The 18,624-nt window shown below is 61.5% G+C and carries 12 protein-coding genes; 3 read left to right on the top strand and 9 right to left on the bottom strand.

The genetic code is table 11. The features are described from left to right. Both VHD36_19850 and VHD36_19845 read left to right on the top strand, forming a co-directional pair. Complete coding sequence (locus VHD36_19850; GenBank protein ID HVU89593.1) at positions 1-1,662, top strand: PPC domain-containing protein; 1,662 nt, start codon at positions 1-3, stop codon at positions 1,660-1,662. A 150-nt stretch (positions 1,663-1,812) separates the two neighbouring features. Further along, entirely contained in the window at positions 1,813-3,012 is a 1,200-nt protein-coding gene (locus tag VHD36_19845; GenBank protein HVU89592.1) for an acyl-CoA dehydrogenase family protein, read from the top strand. A gap of 38 nt (positions 3,013-3,050) precedes the next feature. Here the strand turns inward: VHD36_19845 and VHD36_19840 are convergent, their stop codons facing one another. The 6 genes from VHD36_19840 to VHD36_19815 all read right to left on the bottom strand — a co-directional run bounded on the left by VHD36_19840 (position 3,051) and on the right by VHD36_19815 (position 9,880). Then, positions 3,051-4,163 (bottom strand): acyl-CoA dehydrogenase family protein, encoded by a 1,113-nt coding sequence (locus VHD36_19840; protein HVU89591.1) that lies wholly within the window; start codon positions 4,161-4,163, stop codon positions 3,051-3,053. 78 nt (positions 4,164-4,241) lie between these two features. Beyond that, positions 4,242-5,417 (bottom strand): acyl-CoA dehydrogenase, encoded by a 1,176-nt coding sequence (locus tag VHD36_19835; GenBank protein HVU89590.1) that lies wholly within the window; start codon positions 5,415-5,417, stop codon positions 4,242-4,244. A gap of 35 nt (positions 5,418-5,452) precedes the next feature. Next, a complete protein-coding gene (locus tag VHD36_19830; GenBank protein HVU89589.1) occupies positions 5,453-7,462 on the bottom strand; it encodes a heterodisulfide reductase-related iron-sulfur binding cluster in 2,010 nt (669 codons plus the stop codon). Beyond that, a complete protein-coding gene (locus VHD36_19825) occupies positions 7,459-8,421 on the bottom strand; it encodes an electron transfer flavoprotein subunit alpha/FixB family protein (GenBank protein HVU89588.1) in 963 nt (320 codons plus the stop codon). The genes VHD36_19830 and VHD36_19825 overlap by 4 nt, the downstream gene beginning before the upstream one ends. 41 nt (positions 8,422-8,462) lie before the next feature. Next, positions 8,463-9,257: an electron transfer flavoprotein subunit beta/FixA family protein gene (locus VHD36_19820; protein ID HVU89587.1), complete on the bottom strand. Its 795-nt coding sequence runs from the start codon at positions 9,255-9,257 to the stop codon at positions 8,463-8,465. After that, positions 9,254-9,880 (bottom strand): TetR/AcrR family transcriptional regulator, encoded by a 627-nt coding sequence (locus tag VHD36_19815; GenBank protein HVU89586.1) that lies wholly within the window; start codon positions 9,878-9,880, stop codon positions 9,254-9,256. Before VHD36_19815 ends, VHD36_19820 begins: the two co-directional genes overlap by 4 nt. A gap of 708 nt (positions 9,881-10,588) precedes the next feature. On the opposite strand from VHD36_19815, the gene VHD36_19810 reads away from it, so the two are divergent. Next, complete coding sequence (locus tag VHD36_19810; protein HVU89585.1) at positions 10,589-11,239, top strand: hypothetical protein; 651 nt, start codon at positions 10,589-10,591, stop codon at positions 11,237-11,239. 904 nt (positions 11,240-12,143) lie between these two features. Here the strand turns inward: VHD36_19810 and VHD36_19805 are convergent. The 3 genes from VHD36_19805 to VHD36_19795 form a co-directional block, all read right to left on the bottom strand. Continuing rightward, a complete protein-coding gene (locus VHD36_19805) occupies positions 12,144-14,330 on the bottom strand; it encodes a tetratricopeptide repeat protein (GenBank protein ID HVU89584.1) in 2,187 nt (728 codons plus the stop codon). Between the two features lie 199 nt (positions 14,331-14,529). Next, positions 14,530-15,999 (bottom strand): DUF1501 domain-containing protein, encoded by a 1,470-nt coding sequence (locus VHD36_19800; GenBank protein HVU89583.1) that lies wholly within the window; start codon positions 15,997-15,999, stop codon positions 14,530-14,532. A 4-nt stretch (positions 16,000-16,003) separates the two neighbouring features. Continuing rightward, entirely contained in the window at positions 16,004-18,409 is a 2,406-nt protein-coding gene (locus tag VHD36_19795; GenBank protein ID HVU89582.1) for a DUF1553 domain-containing protein, read from the bottom strand. Positions 18,410-18,624: the final 215 nt, after the last annotated feature.

Below are 18,624 nucleotides of genomic sequence, written 5' to 3'. Positions count from 1 at the left end.
ATGCGTGGGAACAAAGGCCTGCACTCGCATCGCGCGGCGTCATGTTTTGGCGCTGCGCTGCTGCTGGGGATCACGTTTTTCACACACATGGCGTACGCCGCGCCCCCGCAATGGAAATATCTGTTTCCAGCGGGCGCGCAGGTTGGCACGACCGTCGAGCTTGAAGCACGCGGAAAATTCGAGCAGTGGCCGCTGGCGGTGTGGGCCGATCGACCGGGCGTGACAATTTCTGCCAAGGAAGACAAGGGAAAATTCGTCGCCACGGTCGCCGGCAACGCGCTGCCGGGCGTTCACTGGCTGCGATTCTACGATGCGGAAGGGGCTACTCCGCTCGTGCCCTTTGTCGTCGGCTACCTGCGCGAAGCGTGCGAGCAGGAGCCCAACGATGCGCCCACCAGGCCACAAGACGTCGGACCACCGCAGGTCGTGGTGAACGGCCGGCTGCAGAAAAGAGGCGACGTCGACACATTTGCCGTCCACTTGGAAAAGGGCCAGACCCTTGTGGCCGAAATCGATGCACATCGCACCTTGGCCTCGCCCGTCGACACGGTTTTGGAGATGGTTTCGACGACGGGCGGATTTGTACTGGCACGCAACGACGACGACCAGGAGCTGGACTCGCGCCTCGTCTTTGCCGTGCCCAGAAGCGGGTCATACATGGTGCGCGTGTTCGGCTTTCCCGCCGCCCCCAACAGCACGATCGCGCTGGCCGGCGACGATAGCTATGCGTATCGGCTGACTCTAACTTCGGCCGGTTTCCTGAACTATTCGCTACCGCTGGCCGTCTCTGCCGACACGGCGCACGTGCAGGCCCACGGCTGGAATCTTTTGCCAGAAACACAACAGGTGGCGCCAGCAATTCTGCCGAATGCCAAGGAAGCGGCGCTTTTTCACCCGCAGTTGGCCAACACGCTTCTCATTCCGGTCGTACAGCACGCATCGATCCTGGCCGATGAGCCCAGTCGGCCCGAAATTCCGCAGAACATCACGCTGCCGGTAACGATCACGGGGCGCATCGAGTTTCCTCGCGACAAGGATTCCTTTCGCTTCTCGGCGAAGACAGGGGAGACGCTCAACTTTCGCGTGGAGAGCCGGCAACTCGGCTATCCGCTCGATCCCGTCCTGGAAATTCGCGATTCTCAAGGCAAGCTGCTGTCGCGTGTCGACGATGTGGGAGCCGGCCGAGACGCTGAAATTACCTTCGCTGCACCCGCCGACGGTGAATATCAAATCGTGGTATCGGACCTGCATCGGCACGGAGCGCCAAACTTTGTCTATCGACTTTCCGCCCTCGCCGCGCGGCCTGACTATGCACTATCGCTCGGCGGAGACACGTTCAGCGTCGCGGTCGGGCAACGACTCGAGCTGCCAATCACGATTGAGCGATTGCAGGGCTATAAGGAACCGATCAACCTGCGTGTCGAGGGGCTGCCTGGTGGAGTAACCGTCGAGCCGGCGGTCTCGCTCGGCGAAGGTGATTCGGCCAAAACCGTGAAGCTGGTCATCACCACGGGAGATGCGGCTTTCTCCGGGCCCATCCGCGTCATCGGCACCACGGCCGGCGCGACTCTCGAGCCGCACACAGCGACGGCGCCGCTGATCGGACGGGGGCAGCGAACCCCGGATGCGTGGCTCACCATTACCGCGGCTGCGAGCAAATAACGGGCAGCAGGGTCGGGCTTTCTGCGACCGTCTGCTTTCGAGTCGGACAGATGGCCACAGATGCCCTTCAGCCTGCTACAATCTAGGCTCGGCACGTCTTCGTTTCGGTCGCTCCGCCCGTTCGAACCAAATCAATAGTGGGTTTTCATCATGGCCTCAGAAGTACTTCAAAACGACGCGGAAGTTACGGTCCCCGGCACGGGCTTTACCAAGGCTCATCAACTATTTCGCGAAACCGTGCGCCGCTTTGTCGACGAAGAGATCAATCCATACATCGATCAGTGGGAAGAAGACGAAATCTTCCCGGCCCATGAACTGTTCAAGAAGGCCGGTGACCTGGGGCTGTTGGGCCTTTCCTATCCGACCGAGTACGGAGGTTCGGGCGCCGACTACTGGTACAACATCGCCATGGCCGAAGAAATGGCCCGCTGCAATTGCGGCGCGATCCCCATGGCGATGGGCGTGCAAACCGACATGGCTACGCCCGCCCTGGCCCGCTACGGTTCGCACGAGCTAAAGAAGGCGTATCTCGAACCGGCCATCACGGGCGATGCGGTTTGCAGCATCGCGGTGACCGAGGCCAGCGGCGGCTCCGACGTGGCATCGATTCGCACCAAGGCCGAGCGCGATGGCGATGACTATGTCATCAACGGCAGCAAGATGTTCATCACCAACGGCGCACAAGCCGATTGGATCTGCTTGTTGGCCCGCACGACGCCAGGCACGACTTACAAAGGGATGTCGTTGATCGTCGTGCCCACGGATACCAAGGGTTTCACGGTCAGCAAAAAGCTGAAGAAGATGGGCAACTGGGCCAGCGACACCGCGGAACTGGTTTTCGACAACTGCCGCGTGCCGGTGGCCAACCGCATCGGCGAGGAAGGGATGGGCTTCATCTACCAGATGCAGCAATTCCAGAACGAGCGCCTGATCGGTTCGCTGGGCGCCGTGGCCGGCGCGGAAAAGATCCTGAAGATGACGATCGAGTATTGCCGCGGCCGCTCGACGTTCGGAAAGCCGCTGATCGAGAATCAGTGGATCTACTTCAAGCTTACCGAGCTGATCTCCGAAGTCGAATTCCTGCGGCAGATGTGCTACCAGTGCGGCCGTCTTATGGACCGCGGACTGGATTTCACGCGTGAAGCGTCTATGGCCAAGCTCAAAGCGGGCCGCCTGGTACGCGAAGTCGCCGACATCTGCATGCAATTTCACGGCGGCATGGGCTACATGGAAGAATACCCGATGGCCCGCTACTTCCGCGATTCGCGGTTGATGTCGATCGGCGCCGGCGCCGACGAAATCATGCTGGGCATCATCGCCAAGTTCGAAGGCATCGCCCCGCGCCGCTAAGCAAAGCAATCACGATGATCGCCAAGGCACGGTGGGCTTCAGCCGTCGAGCACCATCTCGGCCATGCGGGCCCGGTGGTGACCGGCATCGCCGAAGAGAATTTCCGAGGCTTTCGAGCGCTTGTAGTAGAGTTGCAAATCGTGCTCCCACGTGAAGCCGATGCCGCCGTGGACCTGCACGCCGCGATTGGCCACCTCGCGCGAGGCGTCCGAGGTATAGACCTTGGCTGTTGTCACGGCCCGCGCCGCGCTCTTGGGCTCTGCATCCAAGGCCCAGGCGGCGAAATAGATCGCTGATCGCGCGCTCTCGGTCCATAGCAACATATCCGCGCACATGTGCTGCACGGCCTGGAACGAGCCGATGACCTTGCCGAATTGCTGACGTGTCTTGGCGTACTCGACCGCGTCCTCGAGAATCCATTGCATCCCGCCCAGCATGTCGGCGCAGACGACGAGCGTGCCGACATGCATCGAGCGCGCAAGTGCCGTAGTGGCCGCGGCGCCGCTGGCCAGCACGTGATCGGCTTCGACGGTGACATGCTCGAATGTGACGTCATGGAGCTTGCGCGTGGCGTCCAGGCCTGCGGTCGGATTGATCGTGACGCCCGCAGTTTTGGCCGGCACGGCGAGCAGAACCAGGTCATCGCCGGATCGTGCCACGCACACGATCAGATCGGCAACGCCGGCATCGGTGACGAACGTCTTGCGGCCGGTGATCTTGAAACCCGCCCCCGACCTCACGGCTTGCAGCTGGACGTCGGCCAGGTCCCAGCTGGCTTCCGGCTCGAGTAGCGCGACCGCGCCTTTGAGCTCGCCCGCGGTTAGTTGCGGTAAATACTTCGAAGCCGGCTTGGCTTCGGCGACAAGGGTTCCGGCCCACACCGTGCCCAGGAACGGGCCAGGAAAGCACGCACGTCCCATCTCTTCGGCGACAACCACCAGATCGATGACACCGAGCCCCAGGCCGCCGGCCTCCTCATTCAAGTGAATGCCGAGCCAGCCCTGGTCGGCTACTTCGGACCAAAGTTCGGAAGCGAGCGCCGTGTCGGTTGCCATCAACTCGCGAACGCGCGAGGCCGGGCTAAGGCGGGCGAACAATTCGCGGGCCGAATTCTGCAGCAGCTTCTGCGGTTTGGAGAGTTCGAATTCCATCGTGACAATGCCTTGGTGGGTCGTATTTTGAGTTTTGGTTGTTCGATTGAGAGGGCGAATCGGCCTCTGCGCGACTATTCAATAGCTGCGCGGCAGCCCCAGCACACGTTGGGCGATGATGTTGCGTTGCACTTCGCTGGTGCCGGCTTCAATGGTGTTGCCGCGCGAACGCAGGTAGTTGTAGACGCAGCGCCCACCGTCGAAATCCTTCAGTTGGCCGTAGGGTCCGAGCACTTCCATGGCGATCTGCGCGTTGCGCTGATTCAGTTCGCTCCAGTACAGTTTTTGGATCGAGCCCTCGGGCCCCGGCGCGCCGGTTTTATTCAACGTGCTCAAGGCCCGGGTCGTGTTCAGGCGAAAGACTTCCAGATCGACGTAAGCCTGCGCGAGTTTTTGCCGCAGCACCGGATCGGCCAAAACCGGCTTCCCGTGCCGACGTAACTGGCGTGCCTGTTCGACGACAGAATCGAGATTTCGTTTGAACGCCACGTACAGACCGATGCCCAGGTTGGCGCGCTCGTTGCTCAAGGCCGTAATGGCGACGTTCCAGCCTTCGTTCACCTTGCCCAGCACGCGATCCACGGGCACGCGCAAGTTGGAGAAGAACATCTCGTTGAATTCCGAATCGCCGGACATCATCTTCAGCGGCCGCACCGTGATGCCGGGGCTCTTCATGTCGACCAACAAGCACGTGATTCCCTTGTGCTTGGCGGCGTTCGTGTCGGTGCGCACAACCAGCAGGCACAGATCCGCGAAATGGGCAAAGCTAGTCCAGATCTTCTGGCCATTGACGACGAAATGATCGCCATCGAGAACGGCCTTGGTTTCGAGCGACGCCAAATCGCTACCGGCGTTCGGCTCGGAGAAGCCCTGGCACCAGACCTCTTCGCCGGAAAGGATGCCGGGCAGGAACCGTTTCTTCTGGGCCTCGGTTCCCACGGCAATGATCGTCGGCCCGACCAGGCTCTGCCCAATCGTGGCGGTCTCGGGCGTGTCGGCCACGGCCATCTCTTCCTGGAAGATGGCTTGTTCGATGAACGTGGCGCCGCGGCCGCCAAATTCCTTGGGCCAGGCAATCCCGGCGTAGCCTCCTTCGTACAGCTTGCGTTGCCAGTCGCGGATCTGCTTGTGGAAATGGGCGGGCGCCTCCGCAGTGTTCGCCGCGTGCGCGCCCTTTGGCGGCAAGTTGTCTTTGAGCCAGGCGCGCAGCTCGTCGCGAAACTTTAGCTCGCTGGGCGTGAGACTTAGATCCATGAATGCGGACTTTCCGATGCAGTGGTTGATTGTGATTAGGACAAATCAGAGCGCGCAGGACGCTCGACGGCTTGCCACAGCAATTCCGCTACGTCCAGCACTTGAATCTCGCGATCGCCACGTTTCGCATTGATCCCGTCTTCGAGCATGGTGGTGCAGAACGGACATCCAACGGCAACGATATCGGCGTCGGTTTCCAGCACCTGGCGAGCCCGTTCCTGGTTGACGCGCTTGTCGGCTGGCTCGTCGATGAAGCTCATGCCTCCCCCGCCGCCGCAACAGAAACCATTCTGACGACTCTGCGCCATTTCGATCAGGGCGTAACTGCTTGAGATCTGCACCAACTCGCGCGGAGCGTCATACACGCCGTTGTGCCGCCCTAAATAGCAGGGATCATGGAACGTGATTTTCTTGTCCGTTGGCGCGTCCACCACAAGTTTCCCGTCCTGCACCAGCCGGGCCAGGTACTCGCTGTGGTGGAACACTTCGTAATGTCCGCCAAACTGCGGATATTCGTTGCGTAGCGTGTTGAAGCAGTGCGGGCAGGACGTGACGATCGTTTTCGTCTGATACCGATCCAGCGTGGCGATATTGTCCTCAGCCATCTGCTGGAACAGGAACTCGTTGCCGATGCGTCGGGCCGGATCGCCCGTGCATTTCTCTTCACGTCCCAGGATGGCGAACTTGACGCCGGCCTTGGCCAATAGTTGGGCTAGCGATCTCACGATTTTCTGGTTGCGCTCAACGAGGGCGCCGCCGCAACCCACCCACAACAGCACCTCGGCCTCGCGCGCTTCGGCCATCGTGGCAATCGGCAGGCCTTGCGCCCAATCCACACGCGAGAACGCCGTGCCGCGAAACGGATGGGCCCGCGTCTCGACCGATGTGAGCGCTTGTTGCATCGTCTCCGGAAAGTCGGCCTCCTCCATCACCAAAAAGCGCCGCGTGTCGACGATCTTCGGCATCTGTTCGATCAACACCGGGCATGCTTCGACGCACGCACCGCAGGTCGTGCATTCCCACATGGCGTCGACAGAAAGCGCCGCCGTCGCGCCGATAAAGGGCTGTGAGAAGTCGGCATTTGTGGCGCGTGTCAAACGCTGCAGATCGAGAATAATGTCGCGCGGAGACAGTTCCTTGCCCACGCGATGCGCCGGGCAAGCCGCCGTGCAGCGGCCACATTCGGTGCAGGCGTCGAAATCCAGCAGGTCTTTCCAGGTGAATCCGGCCAGCGTGTGGATCCCCAGCTTCTCTTCCGACTCGAAATCGACTTTGCGCAAGTTCGCGCCGATCGGCGCCAGCCGCGCCGTGTAGATGTTCAAGGTCGACGTCAAGATGTGAACCATCTTCGTGTATGGAGCCCAAGCAAGAAAACCAAATACCAGCGCCATGTGTAGCCACCAGGTGGCCCGGTGCGCATTTTGCATGGCTGCCTCGGACAGGAAGGGCGCCGACGCCCGGGCCACCAGGTTGCCGAAAGGTGACCAGGCGGCCCACGGGTCGGCGGTCGCCGCGATGCGCCATCCCTCGACCAGGAAACCGCTGACGAGGATCACAAGAACGGCCACCAGGATCAGCGAGGCTTCGCGCGTGTAGACCAACTCGCGCGGTCGCGTCCCCCAGCGTCGCAGCATCGCCATGCCGATACCGATGATCGCTAGTGCACCAAAAACGTCGGTAATAAACGATTGAAAGAGCAGGTAAAAGTACCCGTGCATGATCGGGATGCCGAAGTCGTAGTCGAGCATTACGACCGTCGTAGCAATCGTAAGGACGATGAATCCCCAGAAAATCATGGCGTGCATGACGCCGGGATACAGTTTGCGCCAGGTGCGCAACTGCAGAAGCGCATACTTGCCCACCTGGGCGATGCGCCGCGCCGGCTGATCAAAGCGATTTTCTGGCTGGCCACGGCGCCAGACACGCACGCGGCGGAAAACGCCGTAACCCGCTACGGCCACGGTCGGCAGCAACAGCGCGTACATCACCCAAACATGAGTGATGTTCCAAAAGACTTCGCGCGTCGCGGTGAGCGGATCGTTCATTGGTGCTGGGACAGCTTCGCGGTCAAGGGACCGACAACTTTTTGGTAGTCCTCGACCAGGCCGAAGCGGCAATGCTTGAAGATCGGGGCATCGGGATCGCGATTGATCGCGCAGATCACTTTTGAATCGGCGATGCCCATGATGTGCTGGCTGGCGCCCGAGATGGCGATGGCCATGTAAAGCTCTGGCGCGACCTTCTTTCCGGTCTGACCGACCTGCCAAGAGGCTGGCACCCAGCCGGCGTCGCAAGCCGCGCGCGACGCGGCCATCTGGGCTCCCATGGCGCCTGCCAAGGCTTGCAGTTGCTCGAAGGGTTCGGGCCCGCCCAGGCCGCGCCCGCCCGAGACGATCAAGCGGGCGTCTTCCAATCGCGCGCCCTCCTTGGCTTCCACATGGCTGGACAAGAGCTTGACGCGCGAATCGGCGGCGAGACCTAACTGCACGCGTTCGACTTCGCCCGGCGATCGGGCTTCGGCAGGTGACATAGCTCGGGCCCGCACCCAGACGACACCCGGCGATTTGGCCAGCGCAATCACGGCCGTGGCTTTGCCACCGTAAACGCCTCGCGTCACGCGCAATTGTCCGTCGGCGCTCGTGATTTCAACCGCGTCTCCCGCCGCGCTCCCCCCGAGTCGATGCGCGAGTCGGGCGGTCAATTCCTGACTATACGAGTCATTGCCTAAGAGCACGGCCTGCGGCGCAAGCTTCTGACATGCTGCGGTTAAAGCTGCCAGGTAGTTTTCCGGATTGTACTCGGCCAGCAAGTCGTCTTCGACCAACACCACGCTGTCGGCTGCGGTTTGTACGGCAGCGATCGCGGAAGGATCGATCGAGCCAACCACCACGGCGCGGAGCTTGCCACTCAGACCATCGGCCAGGCGACGGCCCGCTCCGAGAAGGCCCTGCGCCGCGCGGTCCAAACCGGCACGGCCCCATAAACATGCAATGACATCAGGCACGATACTTCTCGCGAAAAAGATGATTTAGATCGAAAACGACGTTAGATGGAACGCATCACGGCCGTCACACGATCGGCGAAGGCGTCGATCTTGGCTTCCAACGAATCGCCGGAAATGAACTCGCACTGCGTTTCTTTGCTAGGCACGAACAGTTCGACGACGCGCGAGTAACTGCCGCTGGTCGCAGGATCGATCCCAAGCTCGGCCAAGGGCCACTTCGTGAGCGGCTTGCGATACGACTGCATGACATCGCGCGTCTTGGGAATACGGGGAACGTTCTTGTCGTGGTTCGTGATCGTGATCACAAGCGGCGTCGACGATTCGAACTGTTCCCAGCCGTTATCGGTCTGCCGCTTCACTTGTACCTGGCCAGCGGTCGCGGGCGCGAACGATTCGGCGAACGCAATGCACGGCAGATTCAACTCCTCAGCTAACAGACCGCCGGTCTGACCCGCGCCCCAATCGCCCGCCTCGCGACCGACGAGCACCACGTCGTAGGGCGCGAGCTTGCGAATGCCGGCTGCCAGCGTGCGGGCGACAAACGACGGATCGGGGTTTTCGACGGGCGATTCCAAGAGCACGGCATCATCAGCACGTAGGGCCAATGCCTTTCTCAGCACCTCTTCGGCTTCTGCGCCGCCACACGTCACGGCCGTGATCTTGCCCCCGTGCGCCTCGCGCACCTGCAGCGCCGTCTCCAGCGCGTTCTCGCAAAAGATGTTCGTGACCAGGTTGGCGCCGCCGCGCTCGGCCTGGCACTTGGCGCTGTCGACGCGAAAGTCTCGTGCTGGAATCTCTGGGTCGAGAATCTGTTTGATGCAAACGATGATGTTCATGCGAGCGTGCTACGACCTTTTCCCTTTAGAAGTCCGCCGGTCACGAAGGTAACGATGTTTTGAACGACTTGTTCGCTGGTAAGCGCCCCGCCGACATGGAACCAGCGTGGTAACCAAAGCAGCGTCCCGAACATGCTGAAGGCGGCGACCGTCGGATCCACGTCGCGCAACTTACCCTGGGCTTGAAGCTTTTCAAGCGTGCCGCGCACCAGATCGAAGTAGGCCCGTTTGCGATCCAAGATTTGCTTGCGGTGCTTGGGCTTCAAGCCATCGATTTCGTCGGTCAGGATCGTGATCGCCTTGGTTCCTTCGGTCAGCAGCTGCGCGTGGCGCGTGACGATGCTCAGCAACCGCTGCTGTGGATCGGCGCAAGCACGCGACGGCTCGATCACCGTGGCTTCCAGCCGTTCCATGGCAAAATTTACGATGGCGTAGAGCAGGTCTTCTTTGCTTTCGATGTAGTAGTACAGCCCGGCCTTGGTGAGTTCCACGGCCGACGCAATATCGCTCATCGACGTAGCGTCAAACCCGCGCTCGTGGAAGATTTCAGCGGCTTTGCCGTAAATCTCGATCGTGCGATCGCGTTCGGATCCCGCCGGTGGTTTCTTGGCTTTCAGTTTCACGACGGTCGTTGCTCGTCAAGGACTTTGCACGGCGGGAAACCGATGGGGCCGCCCGCTAAAGAACGGCCCGCCGTGTTCTACCGACCGGTTAGTAGAAGGCAAAGCGTCACGATTGTCAATGTTTGCGGTGTCCGCGCCGTTTTTCGCCAGCAACCGGCCGCAGCAGGAGCAAAACGCCTGCGTATTTGGCTTCGCTGCGCGACCACAGCGCCAACTTATTCGTTGTTTCTCGCGCACGCGCGTCGACACTGGGGCGCTCCCATATCACGAACTCGCATGGCTCGTACTTGCGCTTGCGCAAGCGCGCGTCACCGTTCGTGAACGTGCCACGTAGCACTGCGCCGCTGCTGGTAATCGCGACAAGATGTCGTGGAGAAATGAGCGAAACGTTTCAGCGCGACAGGATGTCGTAGCCCTGAAGAAGTACGCGTAAAGAAATACTGTGCTTCTTTGTATTTTTTCCCTTGCAATCGAAAAGCATTTTTGATTTTGTGGACGCGTACAAGGTGCAACGCGCGACGCGCTCACAAGAGTCCGTGTCGCACAGGAAGCGGTCGCGTACATGCGTCGTCCACTGAAGTACGACAGGGAAGAGGTCGACAACATTGTGTTTCGACCTAACGGTTCAGTTGATGTTGCCCTCATGAAAGGAGCACGCTAATGATCTCGACCAAAGTATGGTTCGTCGCACTCGCTGCGACGGCGTCAATGGCCGCTTACGTCTGCGCCGCGCCACTCAACTATCCGGGCGCCTATCCGCCGCCGGGCGGCGTCACTTTGAATTTCGCTGGGGCCGCTTCCCCCGGCGACGCCGGTGGCTCGTCATTTGTGTTCACCGGATTCGATAATTCAGCCTTCACGGCGCTCTACTGGGGCACCTACGACGACAATTCCACCGGTAACTCCGTAACCGCTGGACTCGATGGCACGGCAGCAGCGCTCGCGTTTTCGTCGAGTTCGGGGACGACCGCGACCTGGACCGGCTTGACGACCTACACCAACCCCCACACGCTCGTCACCACCAGCAACGTTCCCATCGAGATGATCGTGTCGATTTCGGGTTTGGGCGCGAGCCCGTGGGTGCCGGCCGTTCCTCTGGGGCTTCCGGCGGGCATGGGTGCTGTGGTTGATGACAGTACCGGGGCCGATTTCACCGCCAACGTGCAATTCCTGGCAAATGTTGGAGGCGGCTTCGTCGCGTTGAATTCGATCGACAACGGGGGAGGGTTGACGAACAGCTCCATTTCCGGCGGCTTTTTCAGCCCCGTGCCTGAACCCGCCTCCTTCGTTTTGTGCGGCTCTCTGTTAGCGACGGTATTGGTTGGCGGACTGACGAAGGCTCGTCGCCGTTTACGGTAGCGGCTCGCGTCGCGCGTGCCCGCCTGACCAAGAACGAACTCCCACATCACAAGGCCCCGTGCCGAGCGCACGGGGCCTTTTCTATTCCCGCGCCCCGAGAGCGCATCTCCTGGCAGCGAGTCTTCAATTATGCCGATCGATCACGTCCGCAGCCGGCGTAACCACTGTCTCTTGCACGCTATCGATCAGCTTGAAGCCGCAAGCACGGCCTGGGGCGGTCGTCTCGCGAGCAATCTGATTCCTTCCCAGCCGCCGTCGCTACCAAGGCCGAGGGAACTTCGGCACCGAAGCCGATCAGATCAAGGAACAAGTCCAAGAAGCACGGCCAGATGGTGGCGAGAATCTGCTCAGTCCTGAGGCGGGCGGCGCCAATTCGACGGTTCACGATGCGGCGTAAGAGCGTCGGCCAAGCGTTTTTGGCACTGAATGTGCTTCGGGAGGTGAGGTGCCGAACTATCCATCTTTGCCGGAGAGAGCACATCATGAGCCGCCGCAAGAAGGGGCCCCGGCCCCCCGTTCCAGACGTCGTCCATCCATCGCCCGATGAAGTGCAGCAGATGTGCCTGGAAATCCAGAGCCATTGGTCGGCGCGCGACCGTCGTCGCCGCACGGTGGCAACCCCGGCGACCTGGACAGCACCGACCATTCGATGCGCCGACATTACGCGGGAAAGGTCTGCGCACTGGGCTTTGGCCTTTCGGTAAGATGCGCGTTGCCTTGCTCAGGTCGCAGCGATCGCTCTGCTTGTGATCTCCAAGTAGCCAGGCTGTGCGGTAGATTGCCCCTGGCCGTCCTCCTCGACGCGATTCGCTCTCGCAGTAGGCCGAATGCGCATGCGGAAAGACGGAGCAAACATCTGGCTGCACGTACAGGTTCGCTGGTCCTCTACTCTCGGAGCGCGAAGCTACGAGGGATTCCCCAGAGCGGCGAACACTTCCGCCAAATCGGCTTCGTAGTTTTTCCACCGCGCCACCGACTGTTTGTACACCGGCTGACGCACCTGGGTCACGCTGGCGGTGCGCACCGGCCGCTGGTAACGATAGAACTCCAGGCAGGCCGGATCCCATTCCAGGCCGCACACGTCGATGAGTCGCCGGGCGACGCCCTCCAGGTCTTCGACGATTTCCTCATAGTCGACATCGTGGATCGGCGCTGGCAAAACATGCCGCCAATGGTCCATTAATCGCTGGTATTGTTGGAAGCGCGTCGTGATGTGCTGGGGCGAGTTGGCCCAACGGATACTGCGGAAGTCGGTCATCCAACAGGAAACGGCGATGTCGCGCAAGTCCCGTCGACAATGAATGAATGTGGCCCGCGGGAAGAGCGCGGCCAGCAGGCCCAGGTACATATAATTGTCGGGCATTTTGTCGACCAGACGCGGCGTTTGTCCGCCATCCAAGTCCGCCAGGCGCTCGAGATGGCGCGCCGCGACGTTGGCGATCACCGGCGGGGTGAGGCGGGGGAGCGCGTCTCGCGGAAAACCGGCATGCCCTACCGCCTCGGGCAAGCTTTCAAAGGTGCCACGCACCAGGCGCAGCTCGCCGGCGCCATGCACTTCTGGATGGCTCGCCAACACTTGCTCCGTCAGGGTTGTTCCCGAGCGTGGCAATCCGAACACGAACACCGGCCGGCGTGAATCCGATCCCGCACCGTGCAGTCGCTCGAAAAACTCCGGGTTGAATTGATTCACCAGCATATCGACGAACTGTTGGTGCTCTTCCGGTGAATAATCGCGGCGCTTGTGATTTAACTCCAGGGTCAAGGCGTTGGCCTTGCGCAGGCATTCCGCAGCCTGTGCGTAGTCTCGCCGAGCATCGAACACATGTGCCTGGGCAAACAGCATTCGAGCCCGCGGTCCGTTACCGATATTCTCATCGGCAATGCGATCTGCGAGCGCTACCAGGTCCTCGTCGTTCATTTTTCCGCGGAGCAGCGTGGCTAATCGTGCGTGGGGCAGGGCGAATTGCGGTTGCAGGCGGATCGCCTCGCGCAGCGCCGCTTCAGCTTCGGCCAGTTTGCCTTGCTCTTCGTAGACGCCGGCCAGGCTCATCGGCGGCATCCCTCCTTCGGGATTCAGTCGCGCCGCCGCCTGATAATGCTCAGCGGCTTCGTCGAGCCGTCCCTCTTCCTGCAAAGCCCAGCCGAGCGATAAATGCGGTCCGGCCCGCTCCTCACCCAATTCCAACACACGTCGCCAGCAGGGAATCGAATGTGCCGGCTCTTCCTGTTCGTCATGCGCCTCGGCCAGGTATTCCCAGAACGTCGCGTTTCCCGGTTCCAGTTCCGTGGCCTTCTTCAGCCATTGCAGCGCTTCGGCCGACTCGTTTTGCTGTCCCAGCGTGAGTCCCAAATGCGCGTGCGAAATCGCCAGGTTGGGTTCCAGGCGAAGCGCTTCGAGGTAGGCCACGCGTGCGTCAAAATGGCGTTCGAGCGCGCGCAGAGCGTTGCCCAGGTTGTGATGCATGGCGGCGACATTCGGCTGTAGCCGGACAGCCTCTTGGCAGTGAGGCAAGGCGGCCTCGGCCTCGCCACGATCCAACAGCATTTGCCCGAGATTCGTTCGCGCGGCTGCGAACGTGGGTTCCAACTCGACCGCGCGGCGGAAGTGCTCAAGCGCTGTTTCGGTATCCCTTGTTTCTCGCAGTGCGATGCCGAGGTTGTTGTGTGCCACGGCAAAGTCGGGGACAAGCGCGAGGGCACGGCGAAAGTATTCGATCGACTCCGCCTGCTTTCCCTGACCTTGCAGCGACGCGCCAAGGTTGCACAGCGCCTCGGGATAATCAGGCGCAAGCGACAAGGCCATGCGACAGCAGCCGATCGCGCGATCGAACTGCCCTTGCGCTCGATAGGCTTCGGCCAAATTGGCGTGAAAGGCGAAAGCACCGGGCCGCAACGCCACGGCGCGGCCGATCAATTCGATCGCCTTCGCTTGATCGCCCTGTTGATGGTGCAGGACGCCCAGCAAATGCAGCGCGTCGGCGTTGTCCTGCTCTCGCGCCAGCACGGCCTGATAGAGGGGAAGCGCCGCCGCCAACTGCCCGGTACGGTGCATTTCGATCGCAGTGGCGAGAACTTCGTTCGTGGCGGCCATAGCACCAGCGCGGACGGAGCACGAATGAGCAATAAAGAATCGTGATTAATGATGCAATGCCACCGGGCGCGCAGCAAGGTTTCGATCGGGAAGATCACGGATGACACGACGGGAGAGGCGCGTCTGCTCGGCGGCGGGTGCAAACCTGTGCCCCCTGTACCCGCCGCTGGTGCGATTGTGGCGGCCTTTCTGAATCCAGTCAGATGATCTGGCGGATCGGTTCGACGTGCTCGACCCCCACCAGCTTTTGATCGAGGCCGCCGTAGAAATAAGCGAGCGCGTTCGGGTCGAGCCCCATCTGGTGCAGGATCGTGGCGTGCAGGTGCTTGACGTGGAACGGATGCTCGACCGCGGCCGAGCCTAGTTCGTCGGTCGTGCCCACGCTTTGGCCCCCCTTGATGCCGCCTCCGGCCATCCACATGGTGAAACCATAGGCGTTGTGATCGCGGCCCGTTCCCTTGGCATATTCGGCGGTCGGCTGGCGGCCGAACTCCCCGCCCCACACGATCAAGGTCTCGTCGAGCAGACCACGCTGCTTCAAGTCGGTCAAAAGCGCCGCGATCGGCTGATCGGTGTTGCCGGCGTGGAAGTTGTGATTCTTCTCCAGGTCGCCGTGCGCATCCCAGTTGGCGTCGTTGTGCGACCCGCCCGAATAGAGCTGAATGAAGCGCACCCCGCGCTCAACCAGTCTTCGCGCAAGCAAACAGCGGCGGCCGAAGTCGCGCGTGCGCTCCTGGTTCACGCCGTACATATCCAGCGTCGTTTGCGTCTCTTGCGCGAGATCGATTGCATCGGGCGCATACTGCTGCATTTTGTACGCGAGCTCGTAACTGGCGATCCGCGCCGCCAGGTTGCTGTTGTCCGGATGCTGGGCCAGGTGATCGCTGTTGGCGGCGTGCAGCGCGTCGAGTAATTCGCGTTCGACGGGCTGCGTCATTCCATCGGCCAGGCTCAGGTCGAGAATCGGAGCGCCCTTCGATCGAAGCAGCGTCCCCTGGTAGGTGGCCGGCATGTAGCCGCTCGACCAGTTTTTGGCCCCGCTGATCGGGCCGCCCGTCGGGTCGAGCATTACGACGAAGCCCGGCAAGTTCTCGTTAACCGTGCCCAGCCCGTAATTCACCCACGAGCCGAGGGCAGGGCTGCCGCTCAAGATGCGGCCGGAGTTCATCTGCAGCATCGCCGAGCCGTGAATCGGCGAATCGGCGGTCATCGACTTGAGAAATGCGATGTCGTCGACGTGCTGGCTCAGATGCGGAAACAAATCCGAGACCCACTGGCCCGACTGGCCGTACTGCTTGAAATTCCATTTCGGCCCGACCACGCGTCCCTCGTTCTTCGAGCCGCCGCGTCCCTTGGTCTTTACCGGTATTGTCTGGCCATCGAGCTTGTACAGGATCGGCTTGTAGTCGAACGTGTCGACGTGGCTTGGGCCGCCGTACATGAATAGAAAGATCACGCTCTTCGCCTTGGGAGCAAAATGCGGCGGCTTGGGCGAGAGCGGATTCGCAAATGGCGTTATGCCATCGGCAGCGCGCGACTGGGCAGCCAGGAATCCGTCTTTGCTGAGCATGCCCGCCAGGGCGACCGACGTAAACGCGCCGCCGGCTTGCCACAGAAATTCGCGGCGTGTGCGGCCGCAGAAGGTGCTTTTGGGCGTGTCGCTGCTCATGCGTTTAATCCAGGTAAACAAACTCGTTCAAATTCAGGACGGTCAGACAGTAGTATTCCAAGGCCTTTTCCGCCGAGAGGCCGTGCTTTGATTGCAAACGCTCGATCAACTGCCGTCCTTGCTCGATTTGGTGGGCCTCGACAGGTCTTCCCAGTGCCAGGCGTAGCGCCCGAGCGATCTGCTGAGCTAGATCTTCGGGAACTTCCTGCTTCACGCGGCGCGCGAGCGCGGCCGCCTGCTCGTGGGCAAATTCGCCGTTGATCATCGCCAAGGCCTGTGTCGGTTGCGTAGTTGCAAACCGCACCGCACAGCTGCTATCGGTATCGCAAACGTCGAACTCAGCCAGGATCGGCAGCACGAGCGAGCGCTTGATGTGGATGTAGACGCTTCTCCGGTTTTGTTCCTCGGGCGATGATTTTTCCCAGCCGCTGCCAGGCATCGATTGCGTGTGCAGCACCTCTTGCGACATTTTCGGGTACACGCCCGGACCGAACATTTTCAGGTTCAGTGCGCCGGTCGTGGCCAGCATGGCGTCGCGCATTTCTTCCGCCGCCAGGCGCCGCATGTCAAAGCGCCAGAGAAGATCGTTTTCGGGATCGGCGGCCAACGCCTGCGAATTGCCTGCCGACGACATGCGGTAAGCGTTGGAGGTGACAATCAAGCGATGCAGCGGCTTGAGATGCCAACCCAGATCGACAAATTCCGCCGCCAGCCAGTCGAGTAGTTCGGGATGAGTTGGTGGATTGCCCAGGCTGCCAAAATTGCTGCTCGAGCGCACCAGCCCTCGCCCGAAATGATGCTGCCAGACACGATTCACCATCACCCGGGCTGAAAGCGGATTTGTGGGCGAGACGATCCAGTCGGCCAGCGCCGAACGACGGCCTGACGTGCGAGCGCCGTCCGCCCGCGGGGCAATCGCCGGTTCTCCGCCCCCCAAAGCCGCAAGAAACGCAGGCTGCACCTCGTCGCCGGGGACGTGGGGGTTGCCGCGCGCCAGAATGTGCGCCGGGGGCGGCCGATCCAGGATCTTCCCCAGCCCCAAGATCTGCTCGCGCGGCGGCAGCACCGTCCGTTCAACCTCGGCCAATTCTTCTTTGCACTTCGTGTACTCCTGCCACGACTCCTCGCTGAGGCACGACTGCAGTTTTTCCTTCAAGACTTTGCCACGGTCGGGACCCTCTGTGCGGCGCCGATCTTCGGCCGACATCTTTTCGATACCCGCGCGCTCGATGAGCAGCATCGCCTCGCGAATCGCGTCAGTCCGCGCGTCGTGCTTGCGGTGTTGTTCAGCCACTTCCGGCGAGGAAACGTCGACCTGGCACGTCTTCGTGTTGTACCGATCGATTTCGTTGAAGAACGACACCATCCGGTAGTAATCGGCCTGCGGAATCGGATCGAGCTTGTGATCGTGGCAGCGGGCGCAATTGATCGTCAGACCCAAGAACACCTGACCGGTCGTGGCGACGATATCATCGAGCTCGTCATAGCGGGCCTGTAGCGGATCCGCCGGCTCGTCATCCCACAGCCCCAGCCGGTAATAGCCGGTCGCGGTGAGCGTATCGGTCGTGACTTCCGGCAGCTCGTCGCCGGCGAGTTGCTCGCGCACGAAACGGTCGTACGGCTTGTCGTCATTCAACGAACGAATGACGTAATCGCGGAAGCGCCAGGCATTCGGCTTTACGCCGTCGCGCTCGAAGCTGTTGGTATCGGCGTAGCGCACCAGGTCGAGCCAGTGGCGGGCCCAGCGCTCGCCATGTCGCGGCGAGGCCAAGAGCCGATCGACAACTTTTTCGTAGGCGTCGTCCGCCGTGTCGGCGAGAAAAGCATCGACTTCCTCTGGCGTCGGAGGCAGGCCAATCAAGTCGAAGTAAACACGTCGCAAGAGCGCCGGCTTGCCGGCGGGAACGGCCGGTTGCAGGCCGCGCGCCGTGAGCTTATCGAGCACGAAGCGATCGATCGGATTACGCGCCCAGGCGGCGTCAGCCACCTCGGGCACCGGCGGTCGCTGGACGGGCTCGAAGGCCCAGTGGTTCTCCCACTTCGCGCCCGAAGCGATCCAGGCGCGGAGCACAGCGATTTGCTCCGGCGAGAGAGGCTTTCCCTCAGGGGGCATACGCGTCCCCTCGTCGGCCGAGGTGACACGCTCAATCAATGCGCTTTCGTGAGGCTGGCCCGGCACAACGGCATGCTGGCCCGATTCCAATGCCGCAAAGGCGGCGTCCCGGCTATTGAGCCGCAGGCCGCCCTTGGCCTGATCGGGCCCGTGGCAGCGGTAGCAGCGCTGTGCCAGAATCGGCTGAATCTCGGTGCGGAAATTGACCGCATTGGCTGGCGCCGTTGGCGGTTCAGCCGCGCGCGATAGGACACCCCTGCCAAGGCTAGCAGCAACAGCCAGAGCCCCGGCGAGCATCCGGACCGTCGGCAGATGGTGTCGATCGAGAGAAAGTCTCATCCGGCGCGACAAGAGCTGTTCGGTAGGGGCGTAGGATACGCGGGCAGGCGGGCCACGAAAATCAGGATACAGTATACACGATCTCGCCGGCGCCTGCCCGATTGCCGACCCGCAACAGCACCCGCGCCATCGAAACCGACTTCCAATCCGCCAATAACCAAAAGCCGCGACCC

The sequence above is a fragment of the Pirellulales bacterium genome (assembly GCA_035546535.1).
Lineage (GTDB): Bacteria > Planctomycetota > Planctomycetia > Pirellulales > JACPPG01 > JACPPG01.
Note: the sequence above shows the minus strand (reverse complement) of the source record. Positions and strands in the feature narration are given on the sequence as shown.

Excerpts from the sequence above, each read along its gene's own strand:
- VHD36_19850 (HVU89593.1), top strand. The coding sequence starts at position 1 with ATGCGTGGGAACAAAGGCCTGCACTCGCATCGCGCGGCGTCATGTTTT.
- VHD36_19800 (HVU89583.1), bottom strand. The coding sequence starts at position 15,999 with ATGAGCAGCGACACGCCCAAAAGCACCTTCTGCGGCCGCACACGCCGC.
- VHD36_19810 (HVU89585.1), top strand. The coding sequence starts at position 10,589 with ATGGCCGCTTACGTCTGCGCCGCGCCACTCAACTATCCGGGCGCCTAT.
- VHD36_19835 (HVU89590.1), bottom strand. The coding sequence starts at position 5,417 with ATGGATCTAAGTCTCACGCCCAGCGAGCTAAAGTTTCGCGACGAGCTG.
- VHD36_19805 (HVU89584.1), bottom strand. The coding sequence starts at position 14,330 with ATGGCCGCCACGAACGAAGTTCTCGCCACTGCGATCGAAATGCACCGT.
- VHD36_19795 (HVU89582.1), bottom strand. The coding sequence starts at position 18,409 with ATGCTCGCCGGGGCTCTGGCTGTTGCTGCTAGCCTTGGCAGGGGTGTC.
- VHD36_19840 (HVU89591.1), bottom strand. The coding sequence starts at position 4,163 with ATGGAATTCGAACTCTCCAAACCGCAGAAGCTGCTGCAGAATTCGGCC.
- VHD36_19820 (HVU89587.1), bottom strand. The coding sequence starts at position 9,257 with ATGAACATCATCGTTTGCATCAAACAGATTCTCGACCCAGAGATTCCA.
- VHD36_19830 (HVU89589.1), bottom strand. The coding sequence starts at position 7,462 with ATGAACGATCCGCTCACCGCGACGCGCGAAGTCTTTTGGAACATCACT.
- VHD36_19845 (HVU89592.1), top strand. The coding sequence starts at position 1,813 with ATGGCCTCAGAAGTACTTCAAAACGACGCGGAAGTTACGGTCCCCGGC.